This is a genomic window from Fluviispira vulneris (assembly GCF_014281055.1).
Classification (GTDB): domain Bacteria; phylum Bdellovibrionota_B; class Oligoflexia; order Silvanigrellales; family Silvanigrellaceae; genus Silvanigrella; species Silvanigrella vulneris.
This window is the reverse complement of the sequence record NZ_JACRSE010000006.1, coordinates 199,702-225,215: the sequence shown is the minus strand read 5'-3', so window position 1 is coordinate 225,215 and position 25,514 is coordinate 199,702. Positions and strand designations below refer to the sequence as shown.

The window sequence follows — 25,514 nt, the reverse complement described above, 5'->3', positions numbered from 1 at the left end:
AATGCATCTTCTCCTCTCAAATGACGATGGTTATAAGGCAAAAGGTATGCAAGTTCTTATGAGCCATCTCAAATCCTTAGGTCACAAAATAACAGTTGTTGCTCCAAATGGCGAACGCAGTGGAAAATCCCATGCAATGACCTTTTATGAACCCATTCGCGTAAAGAAAATTTCTGAAGAAGTTTATGCAGTTGACGGCACACCAGCGGATTGTGTGGCTCTGGCATTAGGACAAATTCTAAAGGATGATAAACCTGATTTCGTCATTTCTGGTATCAACCATGGCATGAATGTTGGAATTGATGTCAATTACAGCGGCACGGTGGGAGCAGCAACTGAGGCAGCCATGATTGGCTACAAAGCAATTGCCGTGTCTGCTGATTCAGATAATCGAGGAGGCTCGGAACAGGATGTGGACGAAGCATTTTTAAAAGCTGCCCAGCTTGTGGGGCAAGTTTTAGAGCATGCACAAAAACTTGAATGGCCTCGGCTTGAAATACTCAATATCAATGTCCCTATCTGTGCAAAAACAGCGGCCATTGCGGACTGTGGTGGAGAATCCCTTTATGTCCCTAACTTCGACGAAATGACTCCTAAGGACAATAAGAATATAAAAATCTATCTGATAGGTGGTGTTTCTCGCTTTGAACCACAAGATATGTCTCAAGATGTTTCTTTAGTATCGAGTGGAATTGCAACCTTAAGCTTTGTTCAAGCGAAGCAAAGCAGTACAGAAAGTAACAAAAAACTAGAAAGGTTTCTTGGTAATCTGAAATTATGATATCTGAAAAAAACTGGGCAAAAGAATTAGCAAAATCTTTGATTAACTTGAATCAATTGGCAGAGAAATCTATTGTTCCTGCGAGTGATATACAAGATTTGCAAAAAGTAAAAGACACATTTGATATTCGTGTGCCGCATATTTTTATCGAAGATATTGTTAAGGGTAATAAAGCCCTTGCGAAACAATTTATTCCTTCTAAAAACGAAATTATATTTTTGCCTGAAGAATTAGATGACCCAATCGGCGATTCCCGTTGGTCGCCCGTAGAAGGGATTGTCCATCGTTATCCAGATCGGGTTTTATTTAAGCCCACTTATCTTTGTGGTGTCTACTGTCGATTTTGTTTCAGACGGAATAAAGTTTCTGACTCAGCAAACAATATCAAAAGTGATAATGCCAAATTAGCAATTGATTATATTAAGTCTCATCCAGAAATTTGGGAAGTTATTTTAACGGGAGGTGATCCCTTAGTCTTAACCGATAAAGTATTGCACAATTTATTAAAAGAAATTTCATCAATTGAACATGTTAAAGTCATACGTTTTCACACGCGTATTCCTTCCGTGCTACCTTCAAGAATTAACGATTCACTTATTCAGATACTTAATGAAACAAAAAAGAGTATTTGGATCGCTGTGCATATGAACAGTTCGGAAGAATTTACGGCTGAAGCAAAAGCTGCTCTCGCAAAATTGATTGACAACGGAATACCAGTGGTGCTCCAATCCGTTTTATTAAAGGATATTAACGATACGAATAATAAACTCGTTTCTTTATTAAAGACTGCCATAGAAAATAGAGTGAAACCTTATTATATCCATTATCCAGATTTAGCTAAAGGAACAGAGCATTTTCGTATTCCATTAAAGCAAGCAATTGATCTTATGAAAAGTTTGCGTGGGAAAATTTCTGGGCTTTGTATTCCTCATTTAATAATTGATATTCCAGGTGGAAATGGGAAAATTGCTATAAATACCCACACAGCAAGAGAAAGCGAAAAAAATACTTGGGAATTTGAAAGTCCGCTTGATGGTTCTATAATCACTGTTCAGTATCCTCAAGGAGAAGAACATGGCGAAAACTCTAAATGATATCTTTTTAAGCAACGAAACAAAATTAAAAAATAAAACGGCTCTTGTGACAGGAGCCAGCTCAGGAATCGGTCTCGCTACGGCTGCTTGGCTTGCTCGTGAAGGAGTGCATCTGAACCTTGTGGCGAGACGACGCGATAAATTAACAGAATTAAAAAATGAAATTCTCGATTTGTATCCTGATTTAAGAATAAATCTAATACCTCTCGATCTTATGCAGAAAGATTTTCTTTCTGTGCTTGAAAATGAAAATGCTCTTGATGTTGATATTTTTATAAACAATGCGGGTCTCGCACGTGGTCGTGATAATGTTTCTGAATTAAACTTCACAGATCTCGAAGAAATGATCGAAACAAACGTAACTGTGGCATTTAAATTGGCATCGGTTGTATCACGAAAAATGCTTAAGAGAAGCGGTGGACATATTGTAAATTTAGGAAGCATTGCTGGACATTACAGCTATACAGGTGGATCTGTATATTGTGCGACTAAATTTGCTGTGCGTGCATTTAGCGAAGCTTTGCGCCAAGAATTTCATGATAAAAATATTCGTGTTTCCTTAGTTTCGCCTGGGATGGTTAAGACTGATTTTAGTCTCGTGCGTTTTCATGGAGACAATGAAAAATCTCAAGCTGTTTATGATGGGGTAAAGGCATTGAATTCAACAGATATAGCGCGGGTTATCTTGCAAACCTTAAAGGAGCCAGAACATGTGAACATCGATGAAATTATTGTTTTGCCTTTGGTGCAGGCGCCTGTCAGTTATAAAGTAAAACGGGAATAGAAAAGAGTTTTGTAGTCTCTAATTTATTGCTCACACAGCATGAGAATGAGAAAGAAATGCCTGAGGATTTAAACTTATTATGCACGTTTATCATAAATAATCTTTGAAAGTTGTTATGAAATTAAAGCTAACAATTAAATTTCGCCCACTGGGATCTTTGGGGTCAATTTTTGCTTTTCCAATAATATCGTTGCTGCTGCCATCTATTCTGTTGAAAGTATTAAGCACTTTAATTGTCCCATCATTATTTAAAGAATAATGAGCTGTTGAAGAGTCACAATTTTTTTGAAATTTTGTTTCTAGGCGTGCTTGCTCATGCCAAGTTCCTAAATATTTATTTATATCAAATTTAAACTCCGATGCTTTTTGGTCATTTTTTACTCATTGATCGGAATAAATATTTTGAGAAAAAAATGTAATGAGTGGATATAGTGCTAATTTTAAATATTTAATCATAAAAGTATCCTACTTATGATATGCTTGTTAACTTTGAATTTATATTTACAGATTAAAAATTTTTTTCTTGCTCTCACAAAAACCGTCATAATTATTGTTTTTTTATAATTGTGGTTTTTCAATTTAAAAACCATATATTATTGTTTAAGAATTATGTGGTTATTTAAAAAATGCTCTGAAAATAAAACACATTTTATTGAATTGTATAGTTTGTCAAGTTAGATACATCGGAGATGTCATAGAATAAATTAAGTATGATTTCTTAACTAGGTATATTTTTGTTCAAAGAAAAACAATTTTTTGTAAAAAGCATTTATTTGAAAATTGAAAATTTCAGATTGAGTATTGACAAGATAGGTTTTGATATAGTTTATTGTTCTTGCTCATAACTTGTTTTCTGTTTAAGTAAACAGGTATTTAGTTATTATTTATATTAAATATCTATCATTATTTTTAGTGTTTTTTATTTATATTTCTTGATGTTTCTGGAAATTATTATTTTATTGTAAATATTATTTAAATATTAATATCAAGAGAGAATTTTTTAAAATACATTTCTGCGAATTATATGAGGAATTTTTATGAAAAAATTAAATTATGCTTTGATTGGATTCGTTGCTTTATTGCTAATTACTTATCATCCGCTCTCCTTCCCAAATAAAATTAAAAATGCTGATCTATTAATTTACAATGGAAAAATATTTACTGCACAAAGACAAAAGCCGTTTGCACAAGCCGTTGTGGTTCAAGATGGAAAAATAATTTTTGTAGGAACGGATACACAAGCAAAAAAATGGGTAGCCAAAAAAAAGATTAATTTAGAAGGTAGAGTCCTTCTTCCAGGCATGATAGATACTCATGCTCACCCGATTCAAGGTGGATTTTCAGAATTAGTTGGATTTTCTTTACATGGTGAGTTATTAACTATCCCAGATTTAAAAACTAAAGTAACAGAAGCTATCGCAAACAAAAGTGCATTTATTGATGATGTCATATATATTAATAGTGTATCTACAAATTATTGGTCTAATATTGACGATTTACATTCTCTATTTAACGCAGATGAATTTATTGGTACACCTATTGTATTAGCAGGTGATGATGGGCACACGGCATGGGTTAATCAAGCAATGCTAGAGAAATCTGGTATTTCTAAAGCATTTATTTCAGGGTTAACTGAGAGAGAACAAAAATTTTATGGAAGAGATTCACAAAATAATCCAAACGGTTTTGTGTCAGAAGAAGGATTTGATACAGTTAGAAAAAATGTTTCTTTACCTGACAATCAATTGATGCTTAAAGCAGGACAGGCTGCCATAAATTATTTCAACTCGCAAGGAATTACTGCTTGGGTAGACGCTATATCAAATGCTTATCCTACTGAACCTATGTTTACGATGAATCCTTCATTAAAACATTTAGGAGCTATTCCTATATATGAAAAACTTGCAGAAATTAAAAAACTGACCGTCCACGTTGGTGCCTTAGTTGCAAGTCCAAAAGCTGACTTAGCTGATTTAAAAACGATTGAATTAATACGTGAAAAATATAAGCATGTCGAAAATTTTTCCATACTGGGAGTGAAAATTTTTGCAGATGGGGTACCAGAATACCCAACACAAACTGCAGCTTTATCTAAACCTTATAGTAATAGCGGAGCTATTGTACCAACTATTATAAATCCTTCTACTTTTGGATTATTTGTGACCGAAGCAGATAAGAGTAATTTATTAGTACATATCCATGCCATTGGCGATAAGGCTGTTAAAATTGCGTTAGATGGTGTTGCTTCAGCTCGCAAAACGAATGGCAACAGTGGGATATATCATACTGTTGCGCACCTTCAATTTGTAGATCCAAGTGATTTTTCTCGCTTTAAGAAGCTCGGGGTCGCAGCTTCAATGCAGTTATTGTGGGCGGTACCAAATCCATCTACTGTAGATCTCCTTAAACCATATATCGATGCACAAATTTATCGATATATTTATCCAACTAAATCTTTAATAAGCTCTCAAGCTCTTGTAGTCGGCGGCAGTGATTGGCCAGTTTCGAGCGCAAATCCATGGGAAGCTATAACACGTGCCATAACAAGAAAATCAACAGGAAGCGCAGAACTTATTCCTGAAGAGAAAGTAAAATTAGAAGATATGCTTTATGCATATACAATTGATGCTGCCAATGCTATACGGATGCAAGATAAGATTGGTTCGATTGAGATTGGAAAATTTGCAGACTTTACCTTGCTAAATCAAGATATATTTGAAATATCATCTGAAGATTTATTAAATACAAAATCTCTTTGGACAATGTTTAATGGAAAAATTGTTTATATGGCTGATAAAAAAGTTTAAATTAATCATGACATAGTTGATGAAAACATCAACTTCTCATTGGAACTAGTGCCTGTCAAGTTAATAGTTAAACGAGAATAGGAAAAGATTCAGGTTGTTTCCAATTTATTACGCACAATCCAGTAATATGCTGTAAATACCATACAGAATGCAATAATAAATTCATTGATAAAAAATCCGATAAAATCGATAAAAACACCCATATATGGAATCATAGGTGAAATATTGCGAATAAGAGGAAGTGTAAAAAGAAGACCTGCAATAAAACCAAACGTACCTATTTCAGGTTTCATTTGACTTTTAGCAATACTAATTGTCATAAAAACGACTACTAAAGATAAAACCCACATCGAAATAATATTTATCATAGCAATTATTCTTGTGGATAAAGGGCGTTCAATATAAGTTTCTAATGTTAGAATATTTTGATTTGGTTTTGATATATCATGAGTTATTATATTATATCCGCGAATGGAGCAGAAATCGCAATTATATTTGAACGGAATATTTTCAATGGTGCCGTTTGCATTCACTCTGTCTAAAAAAAACAGTAAATTAATTTTGTATTTGTCAAAGGGATAGTAAAAGTGATCGACGATATCGTCCAATTGGTAACTTGCTGAGAGTCCATTGTCAAATGCCGCATAACGCTTGTTGCCTTTTATTGTTAAAATAGATTCGCCAAAGTTTAATAAATCTATAAAGTTATATTCATTTTTTAAAGTTCCGTTTGGAGATACAAGTTTTGGTGGGAAAAAAAGCTGAGTCTTTGAGCTGAGAACAGCATTCACATCATCAAATGACAACATGTTAATTTGTACTATTGGGAGATCTCCATTTTCGATATCAAGTGACTTTACCGCGCGGGTTTGCCCTAATAAAATAACAGTTAAGATTAGCAAAATACATAGTTTCGCAAATAGATTTTTATAAGAACAAAGCATATATGAACCTTTGCAAAATTTCATTTCATTGATTTACCTTAACTTAAGTATAATGGTATTTTTATTAAAAGAGGGAATGTGTCTGAATTTTGATAGGGAGGGAGATAAAGACGTTTTTCAGTACTCGTTTTTTATTAATTAAAAAAACATAGCTGTGAAGTTAATTTTCTTTATTTCCGATCTTATCAAAAGCCAATTCCAAAGGATTATTATTTTTCGTTTGAATGCTTGGCACAGAGCCAATAAAATAGCGGACACAAAAAATAAAGAGAGCGACTAGAAAAGAGTAAATTGCTACATAAAGCCAATAAGTGTTATAATTGCCAAATAAACTATAAATTTTTATGCCCAAGCCACCACCCAGAGACTCGCCCAAAGCTGTGCTAATAGTAACTAAACTAATCCAAACATTTCTGTTTTCATGACCACAAACTTGAATTGCGAAGACTTCAAGTGATGGGCCAAATAGGATTTCAGCTAAACTAAAAGTGATTATAATAGCTATAACAAAAAGAATATTTATACTGTTGAAGTAGATTAAAATAAATGAAATTGCGAATGCAATAGCAGAACGATATAGATTTTTTGTAGGATCTCCTTTATCAATTTTGTGAGTTAGATTCGTAATAATTAATTGAAAAGCAATTATCAATACAGACATAGCTACATAATAATTTCCAAGTAACATTTTATTGTTTAACTTAACTCCAATATGTAATGAAAAAGCATTATATAACTGGCCATAGAGAGACCAAATAAGGATATTGATAAGAACAAAAAGCAAAAATGATTTATTTTTCAAAAAATGGAGATAGGTGTGAAACCCGGTAGATAGAGGCGCCGTTTTTTTACTCGAAACTGAAATATCTTTTTTCTTAAAGAGATAACAAAAAATAATGATTGGGATAATGTAAAAAATAGCATAAGATACTAAAATTGTTTTCTCATAATTTCTATCTAACATATTTAAAGCAAAAGGTTGGGCAATTGCACCTGCAATATTGACAGATGTGATTATTATAGAAAATATTTCACTTTTGTTATCAGCTTTTTCGGAACTTTCTATAGTGAAAACCTTGCTCGAAATACTATTAATTGAGATGCCAAGCCCAGTAAGCAGAAGAGAGAGGATGATCAAATAATAATTATCCGAAATTGCAAAGCTTAGAAAACCAAAGGCTGCAAACAGACATCCAATGACGATCCCTTTTTCTGCGGCCAATTGATCCAAGTAGGGTGCAATTATGACCTTTAAAGCTCGATAGGAACTGGTGAAAAGAAAAATCACAATTGCAATTTGCGACGGGTCTAAATTGCGTTTCGTCAATATAATAGCGAGTGTTGACACAATTCCTATAAAAGGGATTTGTGATATAAAATAGTGCATAAATATTAAAAAATAGTTTTTTTTCGTTAATAAACTCTTTAGATATTCCATTGATTTTCCTTTGAGTTTTCTAAATCTATATAAAAATATTATATAGATTTAGAAAATTATAATCAACAGTTAAATATATATATTTATTATTAATATTTTTATAAAATAAAATTTATTAAATAATTTTATTTTATTTTTTTAAAAATATTATAAATAAATAGTAATAAATTTTCATATCTATTATTTTTTTCTGCTAAATTATGAAATATAAAATGGTAACCTATTGGAAAATTTTAAATTTATAAATTAAGAGATTTGATATTTTTTAAAATAAGAGTTATATAAATATTGTTAAAATTGAGTTTTGATATGAGGTATAATATGCTCGAGATATTATCAAATAAATATTCTAGAAACGATGGTATATTTTATATAACAGAAAAAACTGCTCCAATTTCAAACAAAATTTTTAATTCACATTACTCATATACAATAAATTCAATAATCCAATCAATTATCGATGACGTTGACGATATTTTTAAATGTGTAGGAAATCAAGAGCAATTGCTATATGCTAAATCAATTATAATACCTGCGTTAATAACGGACAGAATTATATATTTTAAAAATGGAAAATTCAAATGTGATCATAAAGCATTTCATGTTCATTGTGGAGAAAATAAATTTATAAATTCTAAATACACTGCTCAAGCAGCTACATCGATTGCTTATAAATGTTTAAAGGATGATGATCCAAATGATATAATTATAGGTTTCGATTATGTGCAAAAACGCTCAAAAAAATATATTCAAGAACGTAAAGAAATAATAAGAAAAGCTATTAATGAAATTATGACAGCACCTTATGCTGAAAGCGAGGATGATAAATGTTCTGTTGATTATTCAATTATAATCAGGATAGAAAGTTTTTCATAAAGTTATATTTATGAAAATTGATTTTTTACTTCTTCACTTAACTTAAGCATTTTAAAATGTTCTTTAATAATATTTAATTTTCCATCCAGCAGCAATTGCTCGTCGGATGGATCTAAATCTCTTCGAGCTTCTAAAAATAGCTTTACAAAGATTAAAAACTCATCCTCTTTTTTCAAAAGATTCTCATAGTCAAGTAAAAGCAAAAATTTGGCTATACGCAATATACAACTTAAATTCTTTTTAATATCCGAATGCAAAGCGGACTTCTTTCGGATCATTTCGAACAGCATTTTAAATTCTTCATCGAGCCCGTGACTTAGAAAATTTAAGACATCCAAATAGTCTTCTATTTTTTCATGATTTCGAAAAGTGTCTTCTTCTTCAATTTCTTTTACGAGATCAGAAACTTTTCTTCCCTGTAGACGCGCAAGACACGAGACGACACGGTAAGGTGGCGATTCGACATCGGCATTAGCATATTTTCCTGCATTTGCAGTCGAGACTTCAAGATATTTGGCAATTTGTGCAATGGTTAAATTATTTTCTTTACGTGTTTTATTTATTTCCTCTGCAATTTTAGTTTTTATAGGTGAGCTTTTAGCGCTAAAAACTTTTTTTTTCATAAATTTAAAACCTTAATTGACATAAAATCAACAATCTGGTACAAAATAAATATCATATTTCTGCAATTTATTTCTCATAAATGAGAAAAATCTTAATGGGGAAACTTTTGAAAAAAGTTTAATTAAAAAAAAGAGCACACTGTGTGTACCCTTCTCTGCAACCTTAGGATACATAGCTGTGCTCAAAATGTAAAGGAGTGCACATCTATTAACGATATAATTATTGTCTAGTAAAATAAAAAATTATTTATATATTGATATTAAATTATTTATTTATTAAAAAATCTTAAGGAGCTAAAGTGAAAGTTGAAAATTTTGAAATTATGAAAAGAGAAGCTTTAGATATGATTAAGTGTTTAAACAGTTCAGACTTAAGAATTAATGATCTAAATTTATATTATGAACTTGGAGCAAAAGCATCTTTATTTATAGAGTTGTTGAATGACGTTAGCGATGCAGAACAGCTAAATGAAGATTTAGACTTAGAAGACTTTAACGATCTTTGAGTGGATAATTCCACTCAAAATCAATTATGCAAAAACTCGATTTTCTTATGATTATAAATCTTCTAAATATAATAAAATAAATCTATCTGTCTATTTAATTTCCTTCCTTATTTTTAATTCAAAATGGTTCTTATCCCTAGAAGGAGTGAAATTTTTGACTTTGTTTTTTCGTAAAAAATAATAGCATCAATTAATCAGTCAATCAAGAAATTATTTTATAAATAAATAATATAAAAAATAAAAAATTAAATTAACAAATTAAACATTAACATCTATTACTTATGGTGTGTCATAAATAAAATAAAAATAATATAAAATTATATGTAATATTTTTATAGACTAGTTTGATAAAAATAAGATAAACATTTTATATTTATCTTGACAAAAAAATATTTTCAATTTATTTCAATTCATGAATTCAATCCTTTATTTAATATTTATTAGTTATTATTTTTATGATTGATTCACTTTGGGTTATAATATTTGTTAATCCTAAATTTAACTTTTTATGGTAGAGGAATTACTAATGTTAAAGAAAAGTATTTTATTGGCTCTGGTTGCTATTTCTAGTTCAAGTTTTGCAAATAATTTAGCAGAAGGTATCTGGCAAACTGAATTTGTTTCTTCAATTCATGGGCGTCCAGTAGTTGAAATTAAAAAAGATTCTGTCGATCTTTATATAGATAATCGTTGTCGTTTCAATCAAGTCGGTGACCCTGGTATTTGTACAATGAACTTAATTATTCCTACAACAACAACATTAGAATATGTCTACAGTTCACATGATGGAGCAAAAAAAGTTTATAATTTAAGAGGAACAAAATTTTCAATTGTTGAGAGCAAGGGAATTCCTACTCGTTTAATCGTTGAAGAAGGCGGCTTTATTAAATACTCATTGCCTGTAAAAAAGGCTTCGAGTGTCTATAGTTATTAATTTTTAAAATTAATCCTTAGAAACAAAAGCGAATCGATCTAATTGGTTCGCTTTTGTTTTTTGTCAAATTGCTTCGTATTTTTTTCTGAGATCTTTTGCAGCTTCTGTCATATTCTTTAAAGCAATTTCCACTTCAGGCCAATTTCGAGTCTTTAACCCACAGTCAGGATTTATCCAAAGTCTATCAGCTGGAATATATTTTAAAGCATTTTCAAGGAGATTTTTTATATCACTTTTCTCTGGTATGCGTGGAGAATGTATATCATAAACTCCTGGTCCAATTTCATTAGGGTATGAATAATTTTCAAAGGCTTCTAATAGTTCCATATTTGAACGTGAGCATTCAATTGTTATAACATCGGCATCTAAGTCAGCAATGGATTTAATAATATCATTGAACTCTGAGTAACACATATGTGTGTGAATTTGTGTGGAATCTTTTACTCCTGAAGAAGACACACGGAAGCAATTGACGGCCCAATTTAAATACTCTTGCCATTCTGATTTTTTTAATGGTAGGGCTTCACGAAAGGCTGGCTCATCGATTTGGATAATTTTTATTCCAGCATTTTCTAAATCATTTACTTCATCTCGCAAAGCGAAAGCAATTTGCAATGCTGTTTCTTGCGCAGGTTGATCGTCACGTACAAATGACCATGAGAGAATGGTAACAGGACCTGTGAGCATTCCTTTAACTGGTCGTTTTGTTAATGATTGAGAGTATTTTGCCCATTCTGTTGTCATTGGTTTTGGGCGGGAAACATCTCCAAAAATAATAGGTGGTTTTACACAGCGGGATCCATAACTTTGCACCCAGCCGTGTGAAGTAAATACGAATCCTTCTAAAAGTTCCCCAAAATATTCGACCATATCATTGCGCTCGGCTTCCCCATGCACGAGAACATCTATATTTAGGGTTTCTTGTTTCGTTATTGTTTCTAAAATATGAATACGGATTTCTTGGGTATAGGTTTCAAGATCTATTTTACCGTTTTTAAGTTTCTGCCTAATAGAACGAATATCTTGTGTTTGAGGAAAGGAGCCAATTGTCGTTGTCGGGAATAGTGGTAATTTAAGAATCTCTCGTTGCTTTAGAGCACGTTCACTATATTTGCTTTTTCTTTCAGAATCACTTAACGAAATTTGTGATATTCTTTTTTTAACTTCTTCATTGTGCACTCTTTTTGAAACACTTCTGCCTTTTAATGCTTCATTTATCTCGTTAAGTTTTATTTTACCTTTATCTGATAAGTTGTTACTTAAGATATCTGCGCAGAGTTTTATTTCGCCAACTTTTTGTTTTGCAAATGCAAGCCAATTTTTAATTTCGCTATCAAGCTTATTTTCTTGTTCAAGATCAACAGGGCTGTGCAAAAGGGAACAACTGCTTGCAAGCCATAATTTTTGCCCAAAAATTTTCTTAGCTTCTTGCAGCTCATTTGTGATTTTTAGAATATCTGCTTTCCAAATATTTCTTCCATTTATAATTCCAAGTGAAAGAATTTTATCATTGGAAAAATTTTTTAAAATAGCTTTCAATTGTTGTGGTGCTGAGCAAAGATCCACGTGGAGACCATGAATAGGTAATTTGTTTATTAGATCGAGATTTTCTTCAACTGATGAGAAATAGGTCGTCAACAGAATTTTGAAATTTTTAAAGTCTAATTTTTTATATGAAGTTGAAAAGGCATTTTTCCATTCAGCCGAAATTTCTAAAGATAAAATAGGTTCATCTAACTGAAGCCATTCGATATTTTTAAGAGATAGTTGTTGAAAAATTTCATTGTAAGCTTGGGTTAAGTTGCCTAAAAGATCAAGTTTATTAAAATCCTTATCAATTGCTTTACCAAGCCATAAATATGTAAGTGGGCCAATTAAAACTGGCTTTATTTTGTAGCCAAGTGAATTTGCGTGATCAATCTGATCAAACAGTGAATTTAAAGAAATTTTAAATTCTTGGCCTTTAATAAACTCAGGCACTATATAGTGATAGTTAGTATTAAACCACTTTGTCATTTCGCAAGCTCTGGTGCTCTTATAAAGTGGAGCTTGCCCACGTGCCATGCAAAAAACTGTATTTAAGTTTATATCAACATTTTTATCGATGAAACGTTCTGGAATATTACCCAATAATATACTGGTATCAAGGACGTGGTCATAGTTGGCAAAATCACCTACAGTTACATAACTCAAGCCTGCTTCACTCTGAATTTTCCAATTATTTTCTTTTATTTTTTTTTCAATCTCTTCTAATTGCAGTGCAGTTAATTCACGTTTCCAATAAGATTCGACCGCTTTTTTTAATTCACGTTGACCGCCAATTCTTGGGTATCCTAAAATATGCGTACAAATATCACTCATGACAAATCCTTCGTATATAAAATTTTATTTAATTTATTTAATAATCTTTATTGAATTTTATTATAAGAGACTATGTCGGAGAGTGTATAAATAAAGATTAAACATGTCTTTAAGGAATGATGAATAGGAAAGCAAATATGACATAAATACAACCCCGCTTTAGCTAAATTTTTTAAGCGCTTGCAAGCTGTTTTTCAAATGAGCGCTGTTATGGATCAGTCTAACAGAATTATTTATCTACGCAATAGCAAATGTTTTGTTTTTTCAATGAAAATTATTTTTGCGCCATTTTTCTGCAATGTAAAAAATATTTTTGTTTCATTCCTCAACGCAATAATTGATTGTACTTTGTTCTGATCTATTTTCTATTTTTGTATTATATTTAAAAATATCTTTTGGCAGACATTGTAAAGGATTTTGGGATATATTTAAACTTTCTAAGGAAATGAGCTGATCAAATAGACCTTTGGATAAGAAGTTTAAATTATTGCCACTTACATTGAGAAAAACTAAATTTGGTAATTTTGAAAAAATTCCTGATGGTAAAACTTTTATATTATTGCCAGAGAATCCTAAATTAACAAGTTTGGTATTCTCATCGAATGCATTTTCAGGGATTTCTCGAATAAAATTGTCATTTATTTCAAAGCTGATAAGTTCTTTAAAATGACTTAAATTTAATGGGAAAAAAGTAAAATTGTTATTTGATAATTCTATCGATTGAAGATTAGTTACGTTTTTAAATAATTCAGGATCTAAATAACTGAGTTCGTTATTGTATAGAGAAATCCAACTCAAATTTGGACTGTGATCAAATGTACCTAGAGGTAAATTTGAAATTCTGTTTTCCATAAGCCAAATCGTTTCGAGATTACTCAGATTGCGAAATGCATCCTTTGGAATAGTTCTAAGATAATTATTTCCAAGTATAAGCCAGTTTAAGTTGCTCAATTTATCAAATATTCCATGTGGTAAATAAGATATATTATTATTGTCTAAATTGAGAGTGCGTAAATTTACAAAGCCAGTGATAGGACTTAAATCAGATATTTTTAAGCCATATAAATTTAAGCTGCTCTTTGTAACTTTTTGCAAGTCACAAGTTTGTGAAATAGCGCGTGCTGTTTTGAAAGCTTCATTTGAGCTGTCAAAATAAGAACACCAATCTCTAAAAGTATAGTTTAAAAGAACTGTAAATTCCGAGATTTTTTTATCATCTATGTCAACGATATTATATTGACAGCTCGTTGCTGTGGTTAAGTTCAAATTATTGATTTCCGAAACTATGCTATTACTTTGGAATTTAAAGTTAATTTTCTTGCACATTTCATGGGAATCATTTGAGCTATTTATTTTAAAGTTTGTATTATAATCTTCAATGTTTGCAATTTGTGAAGAGTCAATTTGGATTTCAAAATTTTGCAATTCACTCAACTCACCTGTAACACCTCCTGTGGTAGAAAGTCCGTTGATAGTTAAAGCAGATTTTGCTTTAAAAAGTCCATCAGCATCTTTAACAAGATAAATATTACTGTCATATTTTTTTAGTGAAATCTTGTTTTCTTGAATGCTTTCAGTGGAAGTTAAATAGTATTGGTTTAATTGCTGAGCATAAGTCATATTTGAAAGGCAAAAAAATGGAAGTAAATAAACCATACGACTACGATTTTCTTTTTTCACGCTGAACTCCTCTTAAATATTCGATTAAGCACATATTCGTGCAAGAATTTGTTAAAGTATTAAAAATAAATTTTCAATATATAAGTATTTTAAAAAATCACTTCAAAATAAAAATTAATTTTGTAATTTTAGTAATTTATATATTTTTAGTCATTTTTTTTAAGATTTTATATTCTAAACTTACGAATTGGAATGGTTTTCAGCTCTATTTTAGATTCAATGTACATTCTTTTTATAATCTAAACTGAATTTATAAGATATATTGAAAAATAATTCCGTCAAATAAATAATCTATTTAACGGAAATTAATATCTTTGAACTACCTGTTTCCTTGTGATCCATTCCCAGTTTTAGTACTTCCGCTATCATTGCTTTGCCCGCTTCTTGAGTTTCCACTGCTATCGCTACTTTGCCCACCGCTTTGTCCGCTACTTTGTCCACCACCTTCGCTGCCTTGTCCACTGCCTTGTCCACCGCCTTGTCCACCGCCTTGTCCACCGCTACCACTGCCGCCACCGCCACCGCCGCCGTGGCCGCCACCACCGCCGCCGCTACCACCGCCACCGCCGCCGTGGCCGCCACCACCGCCGCCGCTACCACCGCCACCGCCGCCGTGGCCGCCACCACCGCCGCCGCCGCCGCCGCCACCGTGGCCGCCACCTGCAGCAATGACTTGTGTTATGTATCCAAACGTGAGTAAAAGTGCAGATACTATTAAAATTTTCTTTTTAATTTTCATAACCTCCCCCTATATGATCAATTTAGAAACAAGTGAGTTTTTTTATCGGCATTTTTTTTTGTTTTTAAATATAAAGAGAATTTGCCTATTTTTTGATTTTTATAAATGTATTTTATATAATAAAAAATTAAAATATATTTTATATTATTTGAGAAAATCTAAAAATATTTTTTAATTTTATTGAATTTTTTATATAAATAAATTTGATTATTAGAAATTCAAATTTATTTTATCGGATTCAGTTAAATTTTAGCTTTATGATATAGAAAATATACGTGAGTTAATTTACCTTTAAACAACTGACTTGTGCGCCACTAATGGATGATTTGAGTTCTGGCTCTATTTCAGAACATTTTTTTTCAGCCAAAGGACAGCGTGTCCGGAAGCGGCATCCACTCGGAGGGTTGATCGGAGAAGGGAGATCTCCCTGAAGGATCTGCACAACCTTTTTTCTTTCGAGCTCAGGATCTGGTATAGGGACAGCTGATAAAAGGGCAATCGTGTAAGGGTGTTTTGGATTTTTATAAATCTGTTCACGCGTGCCAATTTCGACAGGACGGCCTAAATACATTACTAAAATACGATCACTAATATGTTTAACTACACTTAAATCATGGGCAATAAATATAAGAGTGAGACCAAGTTCGCGTTGAAGTTTTTTAAGTAAGTTAACAATTTGCGCTTGAATAGAAACATCGAGAGCACTCACGGGTTCATCACAGACAATGATTTTGGGTTCCAAAATAAGCGCTCTGGCAATACCAATTCGTTGGCACTGACCTCCGGAAAATTCATGTGGATATTTGTTAATATGTTCAGGTATAAGTCCTACGAGACTCATCATATTGGCAACTTTTTCTTTGACCTCATTGTTTGTTAACTGAGGAAAAAAAGTTCTAAGCGGTTCTGCAATTATTTGTCCAGCTGTCATACGTGGGTTAAGTGATGCAAGAGGATCTTGAAAGATCATTTGTATGTCTTTACGTGCATTGCGTAATTGTGTTTTATTCAGCGCTAATAAATTTTTGCCTAATAGAGTTATAGTACCTTCAGTTGAAGGTAACAAACGCATGATGGCTCTAGCCAGAGTTGATTTACCACAACCAGACTCCCCAACGACCCCAAGTGTTTCTCCCTTATACACTTCTAAAGTAACACCATCGACAGCTTTTAAATTTACTTTTTGAAAAAAAGTTCCTTTTTTAGAAATAGGGAAATGAACTTTTAAATTTTTAACACTCAATATGGGTTGATTCATTGCGCATTCTCCCTATAGCATGCTTTTTTACGATCATGACTTAAAGTAACTAAAGGCGGTGGTTTTATGGAACATTTATCTGTTGCATATTCACAGCGCTCTTGAAAAGGACAGCCAATTGGTAAATTAAGTAAACTGGGAGGATTGCCAGGAATCGTTGGTAAATCAGTATAAGTTTCGTCAGTCAAACGAGGAATAGAACGTAGTAAACCTTGTGTATAAGGATGCTGAGGATTGTAAAATATATTATCTACAGAACCGTATTCCATGGTACGGCCTGCATACATAACCATGACATTATTGCAAATACCAGCAACAACACCTAAATCATGGGTGATTAAAATAATCGCTGTGTCGAGATCTTTTTTGAGATCCTGTAATAAGTTAACAATTTGAGCTTGTACGGTTACGTCAAGTGCAGTGGTGGGTTCATCAGCAATAAGAAGGTCCGGTTTGCATAAAAGACTCATAGCAATCATGACTCTCTGCCGCATGCCACCAGAGAACTCATGGGGGTACATATCAATTCTATTCTTTGCTTCAGGAATACGCACCATGTCGAGCATATTGATAGATTCTTTTTTGGCGTCTGCATAGCTTAAATTTTTATGCAGCATAAGCACTTCTGTCATCTGCTTTGAAATGCGCAAATAGGGATTGAGAGATGTCATCGGATCTTGGAAGATCATTGATATTTTATCGCCACGAATTTTATTTAATTCATTTTGCTTCAGACCTATCAATTCCTTATCATGAAATTTTACACTGCCAAAAGTCTTACCATTTTGTGCAAGTAATCCCATTATACCAAGAACAAGTTGACTTTTTCCTGAGCCGGATTCTCCCACAATACCAAGCGCCTCTCCTTTATTTAAAGACAGGCTTATTCCATTTACAGCATTTACAACTCCATCATTGGTTGAAAACGCAATACTTAAATTATGAACACTGAGCAAAGACATAACATTATTTCTCCAAATACTTAGCGATCTTTTGGATCGAGTGCATCGCGTAATCCATCCCCAATAAAGTTAAAACAAAATAAAGTAACAACTAAAAATGAAGCAGGAAACACCAATCGCCACCAAGCGACTGTCACGTTTTGCGCTCCATCATTGATTAGAACTCCCCAGCTTGTCGCTGGTTCTTGCACGCCTAAGCCAAGAAAGGAGAGAAAAGATTCAGTGAGAATGACTTGTGGAATGGTTAAAGTAACATAGACAATAACGATGCCTAAAATATTTGGAACAATATGACGGAAAATTATGATGGGGGAACTCACTCCACCTGCATGGGCTGCCTCTATAAATTCTTTACTTTTTAAGCTTAATGTTTGTCCACGTACTATACGTGCCATATCAAGCCAATTTACAGCACCAATTGCAACAAATATTAAAAATATATTACGACCAAAAAAGGTCATTAAAAGAATTACGAAAAACATAAAGGGTAGAGAATATATAATATCTACTATGCGCATCATAATATCATCGGTTTTACCACCGATATATCCAGATGTTGCGCCATAAGCAATCCCAATTACAATACTCACTACGCTTGAAATAATCCCGATCATAAGCGACATTCTTCCACCGTAAAGGGTACGGGCAAAGACATCGCGGCCGAGATCATCGGTGCCAAAAAAATGCAGAGTGGAAAAGTTTGGGGGAAGCCCAATGGAATCCCAATCTGTATCTGCCATTTGATAATGCGATAAATAAGGTGCAAAAATAACGGCTAATGCGATCAAAAATAAAATAATAAGACTGACAACCGACGCTTTATTTTTACTTAGTCGATTGAATGCATCTTTCCAGAGGCTACGCCCTTTTACTTCTAAATTTGTATTGAGAGCTTGCATCGTGAGAGCTTTTTTATTTAATCCTGCGGTTGTTGGTATGACTGACATAATTCACCTATTTCTTAATATTTAATTTTTGGATCTATAACAGCGTAAAGTACATCAACAATAAAATTAAATGCAATAATGATTGCAGCAAATAGGATAACGGTACCTAATACCAACGTGTAATCTCGATTTAATGCACCTTTCGTAATATAACTTCCAAGTCCTGGCAGACTGAAAATTTGCTCAATCACCACTGAACCTGTGATAATGCCCGCGGTAGCAGGTCCTAAATAGGAAACGACGGGGAGAATTGCTGGGCGAATAGCATGTCTAAAAATTATGACACGATTGGGAATCCCTTTAGCTTTTGCAGTACGAATATAATTGCTTTTTAATACTTCAATCATACTTCCACGCATAATTCTGCTGATAATGGCGATTTGTGGAAGTGCAAGCGCTGTCACAGGCAATATCATACTGGTCAATGCGCCATCATTCCAACCGCCTGCGGGCAGCCAATGCAAGATAACAGCAAATAAAAGTGTCATCATTGGTGCGGTAACAAAAGAAGGAATGGAAATTCCAGTCATAGACATTCCTGTTGCCATGTAATCGATCCATGTATTTTGTTTAAAAGCAGCTAGCGAACCAATAGCAATTCCAATAAGAACAGCTATCAAAATTGCCCAGCCACCTAACCACACAGAAACAGGAAAACCTTGAGCAATCAGCTGATTCACAGTCCAATCTGGATATTTAAAGGATGGGCCAAAGTCACCTTTCATCAACGACCAAATATAATCTAAATATTGAATAAAAATGGGATCGTTTAAATGATATTTTGCATCGAGATTTGCTTGCACCGCAGGTGTTAGAACTCTTTCACCTGAAAAAGGTCCACCGGGGGCAAGGCGCATAAGGAAAAAGGAAAGAGTGACTACGACAAGAAGAGTCGGTAAAGCACCAAAAAATCTTTTTATAGTATATGAAACCATAACTAACCAGCCTTTAGATAAATAAGATCAGGGTTTAATAGCTCGATTTTTAAATTAAACCGAGCTTATAGGACTAACGTTCTGCTGTTGTTTGCTTTTCGATAATATAAAAATCTTTCGATTTTTGTCTATCTTGAGCGTTTTTACCTGAATAACCACCTAAATGTGATTTGACTAAATGGCTCGACACATAAGTAAACAATGGAACTACAGGATAATCATTCATCATTATGGCAGATGCCTGACGCAAAATTTCTGCTCTTTTTTTCAGATCCATTTCAACTGCTGCTTGTTTAATAAGGGCGTCGTATTTTTTATTTGAATATTTTGAATTATTTTGTTTGTGAGTGGACTGAAACAAGTCAGTAAAGGAACTCGCATCATCGTAGTCAGCAATCCAGCCATCACGTGCCACTTGGAAATTGCCTTGAATACGGTCTTGAATAAAAACTTTCCATTCTTTATTTTCGAGAGTTACTTTAGCGCCTAAGGTTTTTTCCCAAATAGAAGCTAAAGCAGTGTATATTCTTTTATGATTAGCAGCTGTATTATATGTAATGGCGAATTTAAGTGGATTTTCCTTAGAATAGCCCGCTTCTTTATACAATCGCTGCGCTTCGGCAACTTGCTTTTCCCTTGGCCAATCTGCCCATTCGGGTTTGTTCTGTTTATAATCACTGGTGCCCCATGGAACAATGTCATAACTTGGGAGTTCGCCTCTTCCAGAAATTTTTTCGGTTAAGAGCTTTCTATCGATAGCCATCGACAGAGCTTTACGCAGTTTAATATTGTCTTTAAAAGGCGGTTTTTGCGTGTTAAAATCAAAATAATAAATACTTAAATAGGGGTTAGCTTGCACTTCCTTACCTACGGTTTTCTTGAGCAATTGGAATTTGTCAATTGGGAACTCTTTGGTGAAGTCGATTTGTCCTGTTTGGTACATTTGCAATTCGGTGTTTACGTCTACAATTGGCCAATAGTTTACTTTTTCGATTACCGTTTTAGCATTGTTCCAGTAGTGCGGGTTGCGTTCAGCAGTAATTTTGTCCCCAACTTTCCAATAGGTGAGTTTATATGAACCACTTGAAACTAAGTTTTCGGGTAGAGTGAATTGGTCACCGTGTTTAAGAACATTTTCTTTTTTTACAATAGATAACGAATGATAAGCAGTGAGTTTAAGGAAAAATGGCGTAATCCGTATGAGCGAGATTTGCACCGTTTTTTTATCCAATGCCTTTATACCGAGTTCAGTTGGTTTTAATTTACCAGCGTTGATAGCGTCAGAATTTTTCACCATGTTAATAAAATCAGCGTAAGTTGAACCTGTCTTAGGATCGGTTAAACGTTGGTAAGAAAACACAACATCATCAGCGGTGATTGGAGAGCCATCAGAAAATTTTGCATTGCTGCGGAGATGGAAGGTGTAAGTTAATCCATCTGCGCTTACTTCCCATTTGTCAGCGACGCCTGGTGCGAGTTCACCTGCTTCTGTGGTGGAAAGCAAACCTTCATAAATATCGTCCGCAATACGGCTGCTCACAACATCTTGCATTTTTTGTGGATCCAGTGATGGCACTTCATCACCAACTCCCACATTTAAAATTTGTTTTGCCGCTAATTTTGTTCCCGCAGGAACTTCTGCAGCAAAAACTGATTGAGAAAAAGTGGCAAGTGGAAGTAGGGCTGCGCTTAGTAGATAGCTATATGCAAAAGATTTATGTTGAGCCATATTGATTTCTCCAATAAACAAGGAACAATATTTGACGCGACCGGAACGCTAAAATTTTTACTTATTGACTTACTAGCCGATTTTTTTTCGGGTGTCAATGAAAATTCGCTGCATTAATATTCCATTTTTAAAGTTCTAGACAATTTAAACAGTATGCAAGAGAATAGAGAAGTATTTAAATAAGTAAAACTTATATTCTTTTATTCAATAAGGAGAAAACTAATGCCCATCCGTTTTTTTTCTTGTGTTGCTTTTATTTTCAGCGTCGTTTGTATTCATTTTGCAACCTTCTACTTTTTTGCGAATGACAGTCCAATTGCCTATACATTTCTAAGTTTAGTTAATTTTTTATTGTGCTTAGCTATTTCATTTGAATGCTTCGTTCATATATTTGTCTTAAAATTCTCAGTCACACGCAGTATAATTGTTGAGGCGTTACTCATTGCTATTTGTTCGATTGCTATAAATCAATGGTATGGTTGGGTTACATTTGCTGCAATGTTTGCAATTATTCTTTTGTCTATTGGGCAGCAAATTCTCGACTCGCATTATTTAAAAGAGGAAGAAGAATTAAAAGAATTAAGAAAAATGAATTTTAAATAAATTTTTAGGTTGAAAAGTAACGGGCTTGTGGGTGCCAGCACACTAGAGCACTTGTGGTCATCTCAGGAGCCATTTGAAATGCTTCAGAAACTCGAACAGCAATTCTCTCTGCATCTAATAACTTTAATAATGGAATATTGCTTTCCATATCTGGACAGGCAGGGTAACCAAAAGAATAGCGAGAACCTTGATATCCTTGACTAAAAAGTTGCCGCAATATTTTAGCATCTTTATTAACAATACCAAGTTCAGTTCGGATACGCTTGTGAATGAGTTCAGCATAAGCTTCCGTGAGTTCTGTACCAATACCATGCAAATAATAATACTCAGAAAATTTTTCTTGCTGATAAAGAAGGCTTGTTTCCTTTGAGAGTTCTTCTCCTAAAGTTACAATTTGTACAGCTAACGTATCTATTTCTCCAGAAGATTCATTACGTAAAAAATCGGATATGCACAGTCTGCGACCTGAGCTTTGGCGGGGAAATTCAAATTCTGCAATTATTTCTCTTTTTTGCGGTGGAATATTTGCATTTGTATTTAAGGCATAAACTAGAACTTTATTTTTTCGAGAACACGCAGGATAATATCCATAAATTGCTTTAGGCTGAATTTTTTTAGTTTCAATCAATTCCTGTTTCATTTTTTTATAAAGAGGATAAGCTTTTTCATTTAAAATTTGATCGAATTCAGCGTCGCTTTTGTTACCTTGTGAAAAGCCCCAACGGCTGCGAATAAGAGCAAATTCATCAAGAAACTCAAAAATATTTTCAAGCGGTTCTGTTATTATTTTTGTACCCCAGAAAGGTGGGGAAGGAATTTTTTCATTTTTACGTACCCAAGAACTCTGTAAATATTCATCAAGAGAGATTTTTGCTTCACCTTTTCGAATTATTTTAATCGTTGAATCGTTTTCTTCTTTATTTTCTTTTGGTGTTGCTTTGGAATTTTTGCGAATAGTGTTGATCTCTTCTTTTGTGAGATTTCCTTTTTTACCAGCCAGTCCTTCCATTATTTTTAAACCTTCAAAGGCATCAAACGCATAGAAGACAGCGCCTTTATAGGTTGCTTGGCAATCATTTTCAACAAATTCACGGGTGAGGGCTGCTCCCCCCAAAATAACCGGGATGCTAAATCCTTTATCGTTCATATATTCAAGGTTTTCTTTCATGATAACTGTTGATTTTACGAGTAATCCACTCATACCAATAGCATCAGCATCGGAACCGCGATATTTTTCAATTATGCTTTCTATGGGTTGTTTGATTCCTAAGTTAACAACTTCAAAACCATTATTGGAAAGAATGATTTCAACTAAATTTTTGCCAATATCATGAACATCCCCTTTTACTGTGGCAAGAATTATTTTTCCTTTGCTATAACTTGATTTTTTTTCCATAAAAGGTTCAAGAAATTTCACTGCTGTTTTCATAGCTTCAGCACTTTCAAGGACGAAAGGCAATTGCATTTCTCCTGCACCAAAACGTTCGCCTACCACTTTCATACCATCAAGTAAAATCGTATTTATTATTTGCAATGGAGAATATTTTTGCAGAGCATCTTGACAATCTTCAGAAATATACTGCTTTTCTCCATCTATAATATCGATTTTCAATTTATCCTCAATAGACATTGTCGAACGCTTGGAAATAGCTTCAGAAATTTCTTTTTTAACATTTGAAAATTTGGCTAATATTTTTTTCAAAGGATCATAGTCTTCTCTGCGATTGTCATAAATAAGATCGGTAAATAATTTTCTATCCTCTTCTTCTATTTTTGCAACTGGAATTATTTTAGATGCATTTAATATTGCTAAATCAAGACCATTTTTTACCGCATAGTAAAGCATCATGGAATTGAGCATTTGCCGTGTGAAGGGATTGAGACCAAAACTCACATTGGATAATCCTAGAATTGTTCTCACACCAGGAAATTTTTCTTTTATTTTTTTTATACCATCTAACGTTGCAATAGCTGATTTTCTAAATTCTTCGTCACCGCTGCCTAAAGTAAAGGTCAATGGATCGAAAATAAGATCACCAGGGTTTATTTTAAATTCACTAACAACAAGATTATATATTCTTTCTGCAATAGATAATTTTTTTTCAACCGTTTTTGCCATGCCTTCTTCATCAATCGTTAAGGCAACAACAGCGGCACCATATTCTTTACAATAGGATAATATCTTTCTTGCTTTTTCTTCGCCATCTTCAAAATTAATAGAGTTTACGATACATTTCCCAGGGGCAATTTGTAAGGCTTTTTCTATCACGCCGACTTCGGTTGAATCGATCATCAATGGAATATTCACTTGTGTAACAAGTTTTTTAAGAAATTTCTCCATATCTTCTGTTTCGTTACGAGATACATATGCGACACAGACATCAAGAATATGTGCGCCTTCTTTAAGTTGTCCTTTGGCTATTTGCACAAGTCCATCATAATCATTTTCTGCAAGTAAATCACGGAATTTTTTTGAACCATTGGCATTGGTACGTTCACCAACATAAAGTGGTTTTGGTTCTAAATTTAACGAAACAGAAGAGTATAAACTGCTCACGCATCTTTCAGGATTTATATTACGAATTCCTACAGGCAATCGATTGGCTAAAGTAACTAGCTCCTTAATATGTTCTGGAGTTGTACCACAACAGCCACCAACGACATTTAAGGAAAAATCCTTTGCCATATCTGTTACTTTTTTAGAAAAATCGATAGGGCCTAAGGGATATACTGTTTTTCCACCAATATTTTGTGGCAGACCTGCATTAGGCAGGACACTGAGTGCAAAAGGTGCGGCTTGCGATAAATAGGCAATATGGGAACGCATTTCGTCTGGGCCCGTTGCACAATTCATTCCAATTAGATCAATATCTAAACACTCTATAGCCGTTAATGCAGATTGAATGTCGCTCCCTACAAGCATTGTGCCAGAAGATTCAATTGTGACTTGTGTCCAAATTGGTACTTTAACTTTTAACTCACGCATTGCATTTTTTGCAGCACGCACAGCGATTTTTACTTGGTTAATATCTTGTGAGGTTTCAATTAATATTACATCAACCCCACCGATTAATAACCCTTTCATTTGTTCAAAATAACTTTTATAAAGGGTTGCATAGTCTATTTGTAAAAGTGAAATTAATTTTGTGCCGGGACCTACGCTGCCAATAACATATTTTGGAGTTTTGTAGCTATCTGCAACTTCCCGTGCGAGTTTTGCGGCAATGATATTTAATTCACACGTTCTATGGGCAATACCAAATTCTGCAAGAACGACTTCATTGCAACCAAAAGTATTTGTTTCGACTGCATCGGATCCCGCATTAAAATAATTATTATGAATGGTTTGAATCCATTCTTTTCGTCTTTCATTCAGTAATTCTACGCAACCATCAAAATCAATTCCGCCATAATCATCTATTGTAGGATTGTTCGCAAATATTTGGGTGCCCATTGCCCCATCAAGCACGAGAATTTTTTCTTGCATCAATTCTTTAATTATCTTTTTCATTT

At 33.5% G+C, this 25,514-nt stretch carries 21 protein-coding genes; 8 read left to right on the top strand and 13 right to left on the bottom strand.

Annotation, left to right across the window (positions count from 1 at the left end):
- The first annotated feature begins 1 nt into the window (after position 1).
- Genes surE through H7355_RS14555 form a run of 3 tightly spaced genes read left to right on the top strand, consistent with a single transcriptional unit; the run spans position 2 to position 2,659 of the window.
- Positions 2–781: a 5'/3'-nucleotidase SurE gene (gene surE, locus H7355_RS14565; RefSeq protein WP_186649144.1), complete on the top strand. Its 780-nt coding sequence runs from the start codon at positions 2–4 to the stop codon at positions 779–781.
- A complete protein-coding gene (locus tag H7355_RS14560) occupies positions 778–1,875 on the top strand; it encodes a KamA family radical SAM protein (RefSeq protein WP_186649136.1) in 1,098 nt (365 codons plus the stop codon). Before surE ends, H7355_RS14560 begins: the two co-directional genes overlap by 4 nt.
- Positions 1,856–2,659 carry an SDR family NAD(P)-dependent oxidoreductase gene (locus H7355_RS14555; protein WP_186649126.1) on the top strand — a complete coding sequence of 268 codons (804 nt, stop codon included), beginning with the start codon at positions 1,856–1,858 and terminating at the stop codon, positions 2,657–2,659. The genes H7355_RS14560 and H7355_RS14555 overlap by 20 nt, the downstream gene beginning before the upstream one ends.
- Before the next feature lie 90 nt (positions 2,660–2,749).
- Here H7355_RS14555 and H7355_RS14550 read toward each other — a convergent pair whose 3' ends face one another.
- Entirely contained in the window at positions 2,750–3,001 is a 252-nt protein-coding gene (locus tag H7355_RS14550; protein ID WP_186649337.1) for a lipocalin family protein, read from the bottom strand.
- Between the two features lie 695 nt (positions 3,002–3,696).
- Here H7355_RS14550 and H7355_RS14545 point away from each other — a divergent pair.
- Positions 3,697–5,466 (top strand): amidohydrolase, encoded by a 1,770-nt coding sequence (locus H7355_RS14545; RefSeq protein WP_186649116.1) that lies wholly within the window; start codon positions 3,697–3,699, stop codon positions 5,464–5,466.
- 89 nt (positions 5,467–5,555) lie between these two features.
- On the opposite strand, the gene H7355_RS14540 is transcribed toward H7355_RS14545, so the two are convergent.
- A complete protein-coding gene (locus tag H7355_RS14540; protein ID WP_186649113.1) occupies positions 5,556–6,434 on the bottom strand; it encodes a DUF4436 family protein in 879 nt (292 codons plus the stop codon).
- 136 nt (positions 6,435–6,570) lie between these two features.
- On the bottom strand, positions 6,571–7,848 hold the full coding sequence (locus tag H7355_RS14535; protein WP_186649111.1) for an MFS transporter: 1,278 nt from the start codon (positions 7,846–7,848) through the stop codon (positions 6,571–6,573).
- Between the two features lie 321 nt (positions 7,849–8,169).
- On the opposite strand from H7355_RS14535, the gene H7355_RS14530 reads away from it, so the two are divergent.
- On the top strand, positions 8,170–8,724 hold the full coding sequence (locus tag H7355_RS14530) for a hypothetical protein (protein ID WP_186649109.1): 555 nt from the start codon (positions 8,170–8,172) through the stop codon (positions 8,722–8,724).
- 8 nt (positions 8,725–8,732) lie between these two features.
- Here the strand turns inward: H7355_RS14530 and H7355_RS14525 are convergent, their stop codons facing one another.
- Entirely contained in the window at positions 8,733–9,347 is a 615-nt protein-coding gene (locus H7355_RS14525) for a hypothetical protein (RefSeq protein WP_186649107.1), read from the bottom strand.
- Between the two features lie 299 nt (positions 9,348–9,646).
- Between H7355_RS14525 and H7355_RS14520 the strand changes: the two genes are divergently transcribed.
- Together H7355_RS14520 and H7355_RS14515 are read left to right on the top strand one after the other, a co-directional pair.
- Complete coding sequence (locus H7355_RS14520) at positions 9,647–9,853, top strand: hypothetical protein (RefSeq protein ID WP_186649104.1); 207 nt, start codon at positions 9,647–9,649, stop codon at positions 9,851–9,853.
- Between the two features lie 526 nt (positions 9,854–10,379).
- Positions 10,380–10,787, top strand: coding sequence for a hypothetical protein (locus H7355_RS14515; protein ID WP_186649102.1), 408 nt, complete (start codon positions 10,380–10,382; stop codon positions 10,785–10,787).
- A gap of 63 nt (positions 10,788–10,850) precedes the next feature.
- Here H7355_RS14515 and metE read toward each other — a convergent pair whose 3' ends face one another.
- From metE to H7355_RS14475, 8 genes are all read right to left on the bottom strand, one after another.
- Positions 10,851–13,148, bottom strand: a complete 2,298-nt coding sequence (gene metE, locus H7355_RS14510; RefSeq protein WP_186649100.1) for a 5-methyltetrahydropteroyltriglutamate--homocysteine S-methyltransferase — start codon at positions 13,146–13,148, stop codon at positions 10,851–10,853.
- Positions 13,149–13,466: 318 nt separating this feature from the next.
- Entirely contained in the window at positions 13,467–14,828 is a 1,362-nt protein-coding gene (locus tag H7355_RS14505) for a leucine-rich repeat domain-containing protein (protein WP_186649098.1), read from the bottom strand.
- Positions 14,829–15,147: 319 nt separating this feature from the next.
- Complete coding sequence (locus H7355_RS14500) at positions 15,148–15,567, bottom strand: hypothetical protein (RefSeq protein WP_186649096.1); 420 nt, start codon at positions 15,565–15,567, stop codon at positions 15,148–15,150.
- Between the two features lie 280 nt (positions 15,568–15,847).
- Entirely contained in the window at positions 15,848–16,825 is a 978-nt protein-coding gene (gene oppF / locus H7355_RS14495) for a murein tripeptide/oligopeptide ABC transporter ATP binding protein OppF (RefSeq protein WP_186649094.1), read from the bottom strand.
- Complete coding sequence (locus H7355_RS14490) at positions 16,822–17,787, bottom strand: oligopeptide/dipeptide ABC transporter ATP-binding protein (RefSeq protein ID WP_186649092.1); 966 nt, start codon at positions 17,785–17,787, stop codon at positions 16,822–16,824. The genes oppF and H7355_RS14490 overlap by 4 nt, the downstream gene beginning before the upstream one ends.
- A gap of 20 nt (positions 17,788–17,807) precedes the next feature.
- Positions 17,808–18,734 (bottom strand): oligopeptide ABC transporter permease OppC, encoded by a 927-nt coding sequence (oppC, locus tag H7355_RS14485; protein WP_222435730.1) that lies wholly within the window; start codon positions 18,732–18,734, stop codon positions 17,808–17,810.
- A gap of 14 nt (positions 18,735–18,748) precedes the next feature.
- Positions 18,749–19,669: an oligopeptide ABC transporter permease OppB gene (gene oppB / locus H7355_RS14480; RefSeq protein ID WP_130607322.1), complete on the bottom strand. Its 921-nt coding sequence runs from the start codon at positions 19,667–19,669 to the stop codon at positions 18,749–18,751.
- Positions 19,670–19,742: 73 nt separating this feature from the next.
- Positions 19,743–21,398, bottom strand: coding sequence for a peptide ABC transporter substrate-binding protein (locus tag H7355_RS14475; protein WP_186649090.1), 1,656 nt, complete (start codon positions 21,396–21,398; stop codon positions 19,743–19,745).
- Between the two features lie 222 nt (positions 21,399–21,620).
- Between H7355_RS14475 and H7355_RS14470 the strand changes: the two genes are divergently transcribed.
- Positions 21,621–22,001, top strand: coding sequence for a hypothetical protein (locus tag H7355_RS14470; RefSeq protein WP_186649088.1), 381 nt, complete (start codon positions 21,621–21,623; stop codon positions 21,999–22,001).
- A 4-nt stretch (positions 22,002–22,005) separates the two neighbouring features.
- On the opposite strand, the gene metH is transcribed toward H7355_RS14470, so the two are convergent.
- On the bottom strand, positions 22,006–25,512 hold the full coding sequence (gene metH / locus H7355_RS14465) for a methionine synthase (protein ID WP_186649085.1): 3,507 nt from the start codon (positions 25,510–25,512) through the stop codon (positions 22,006–22,008).
- Positions 25,513–25,514 lie beyond the last annotated feature (2 nt).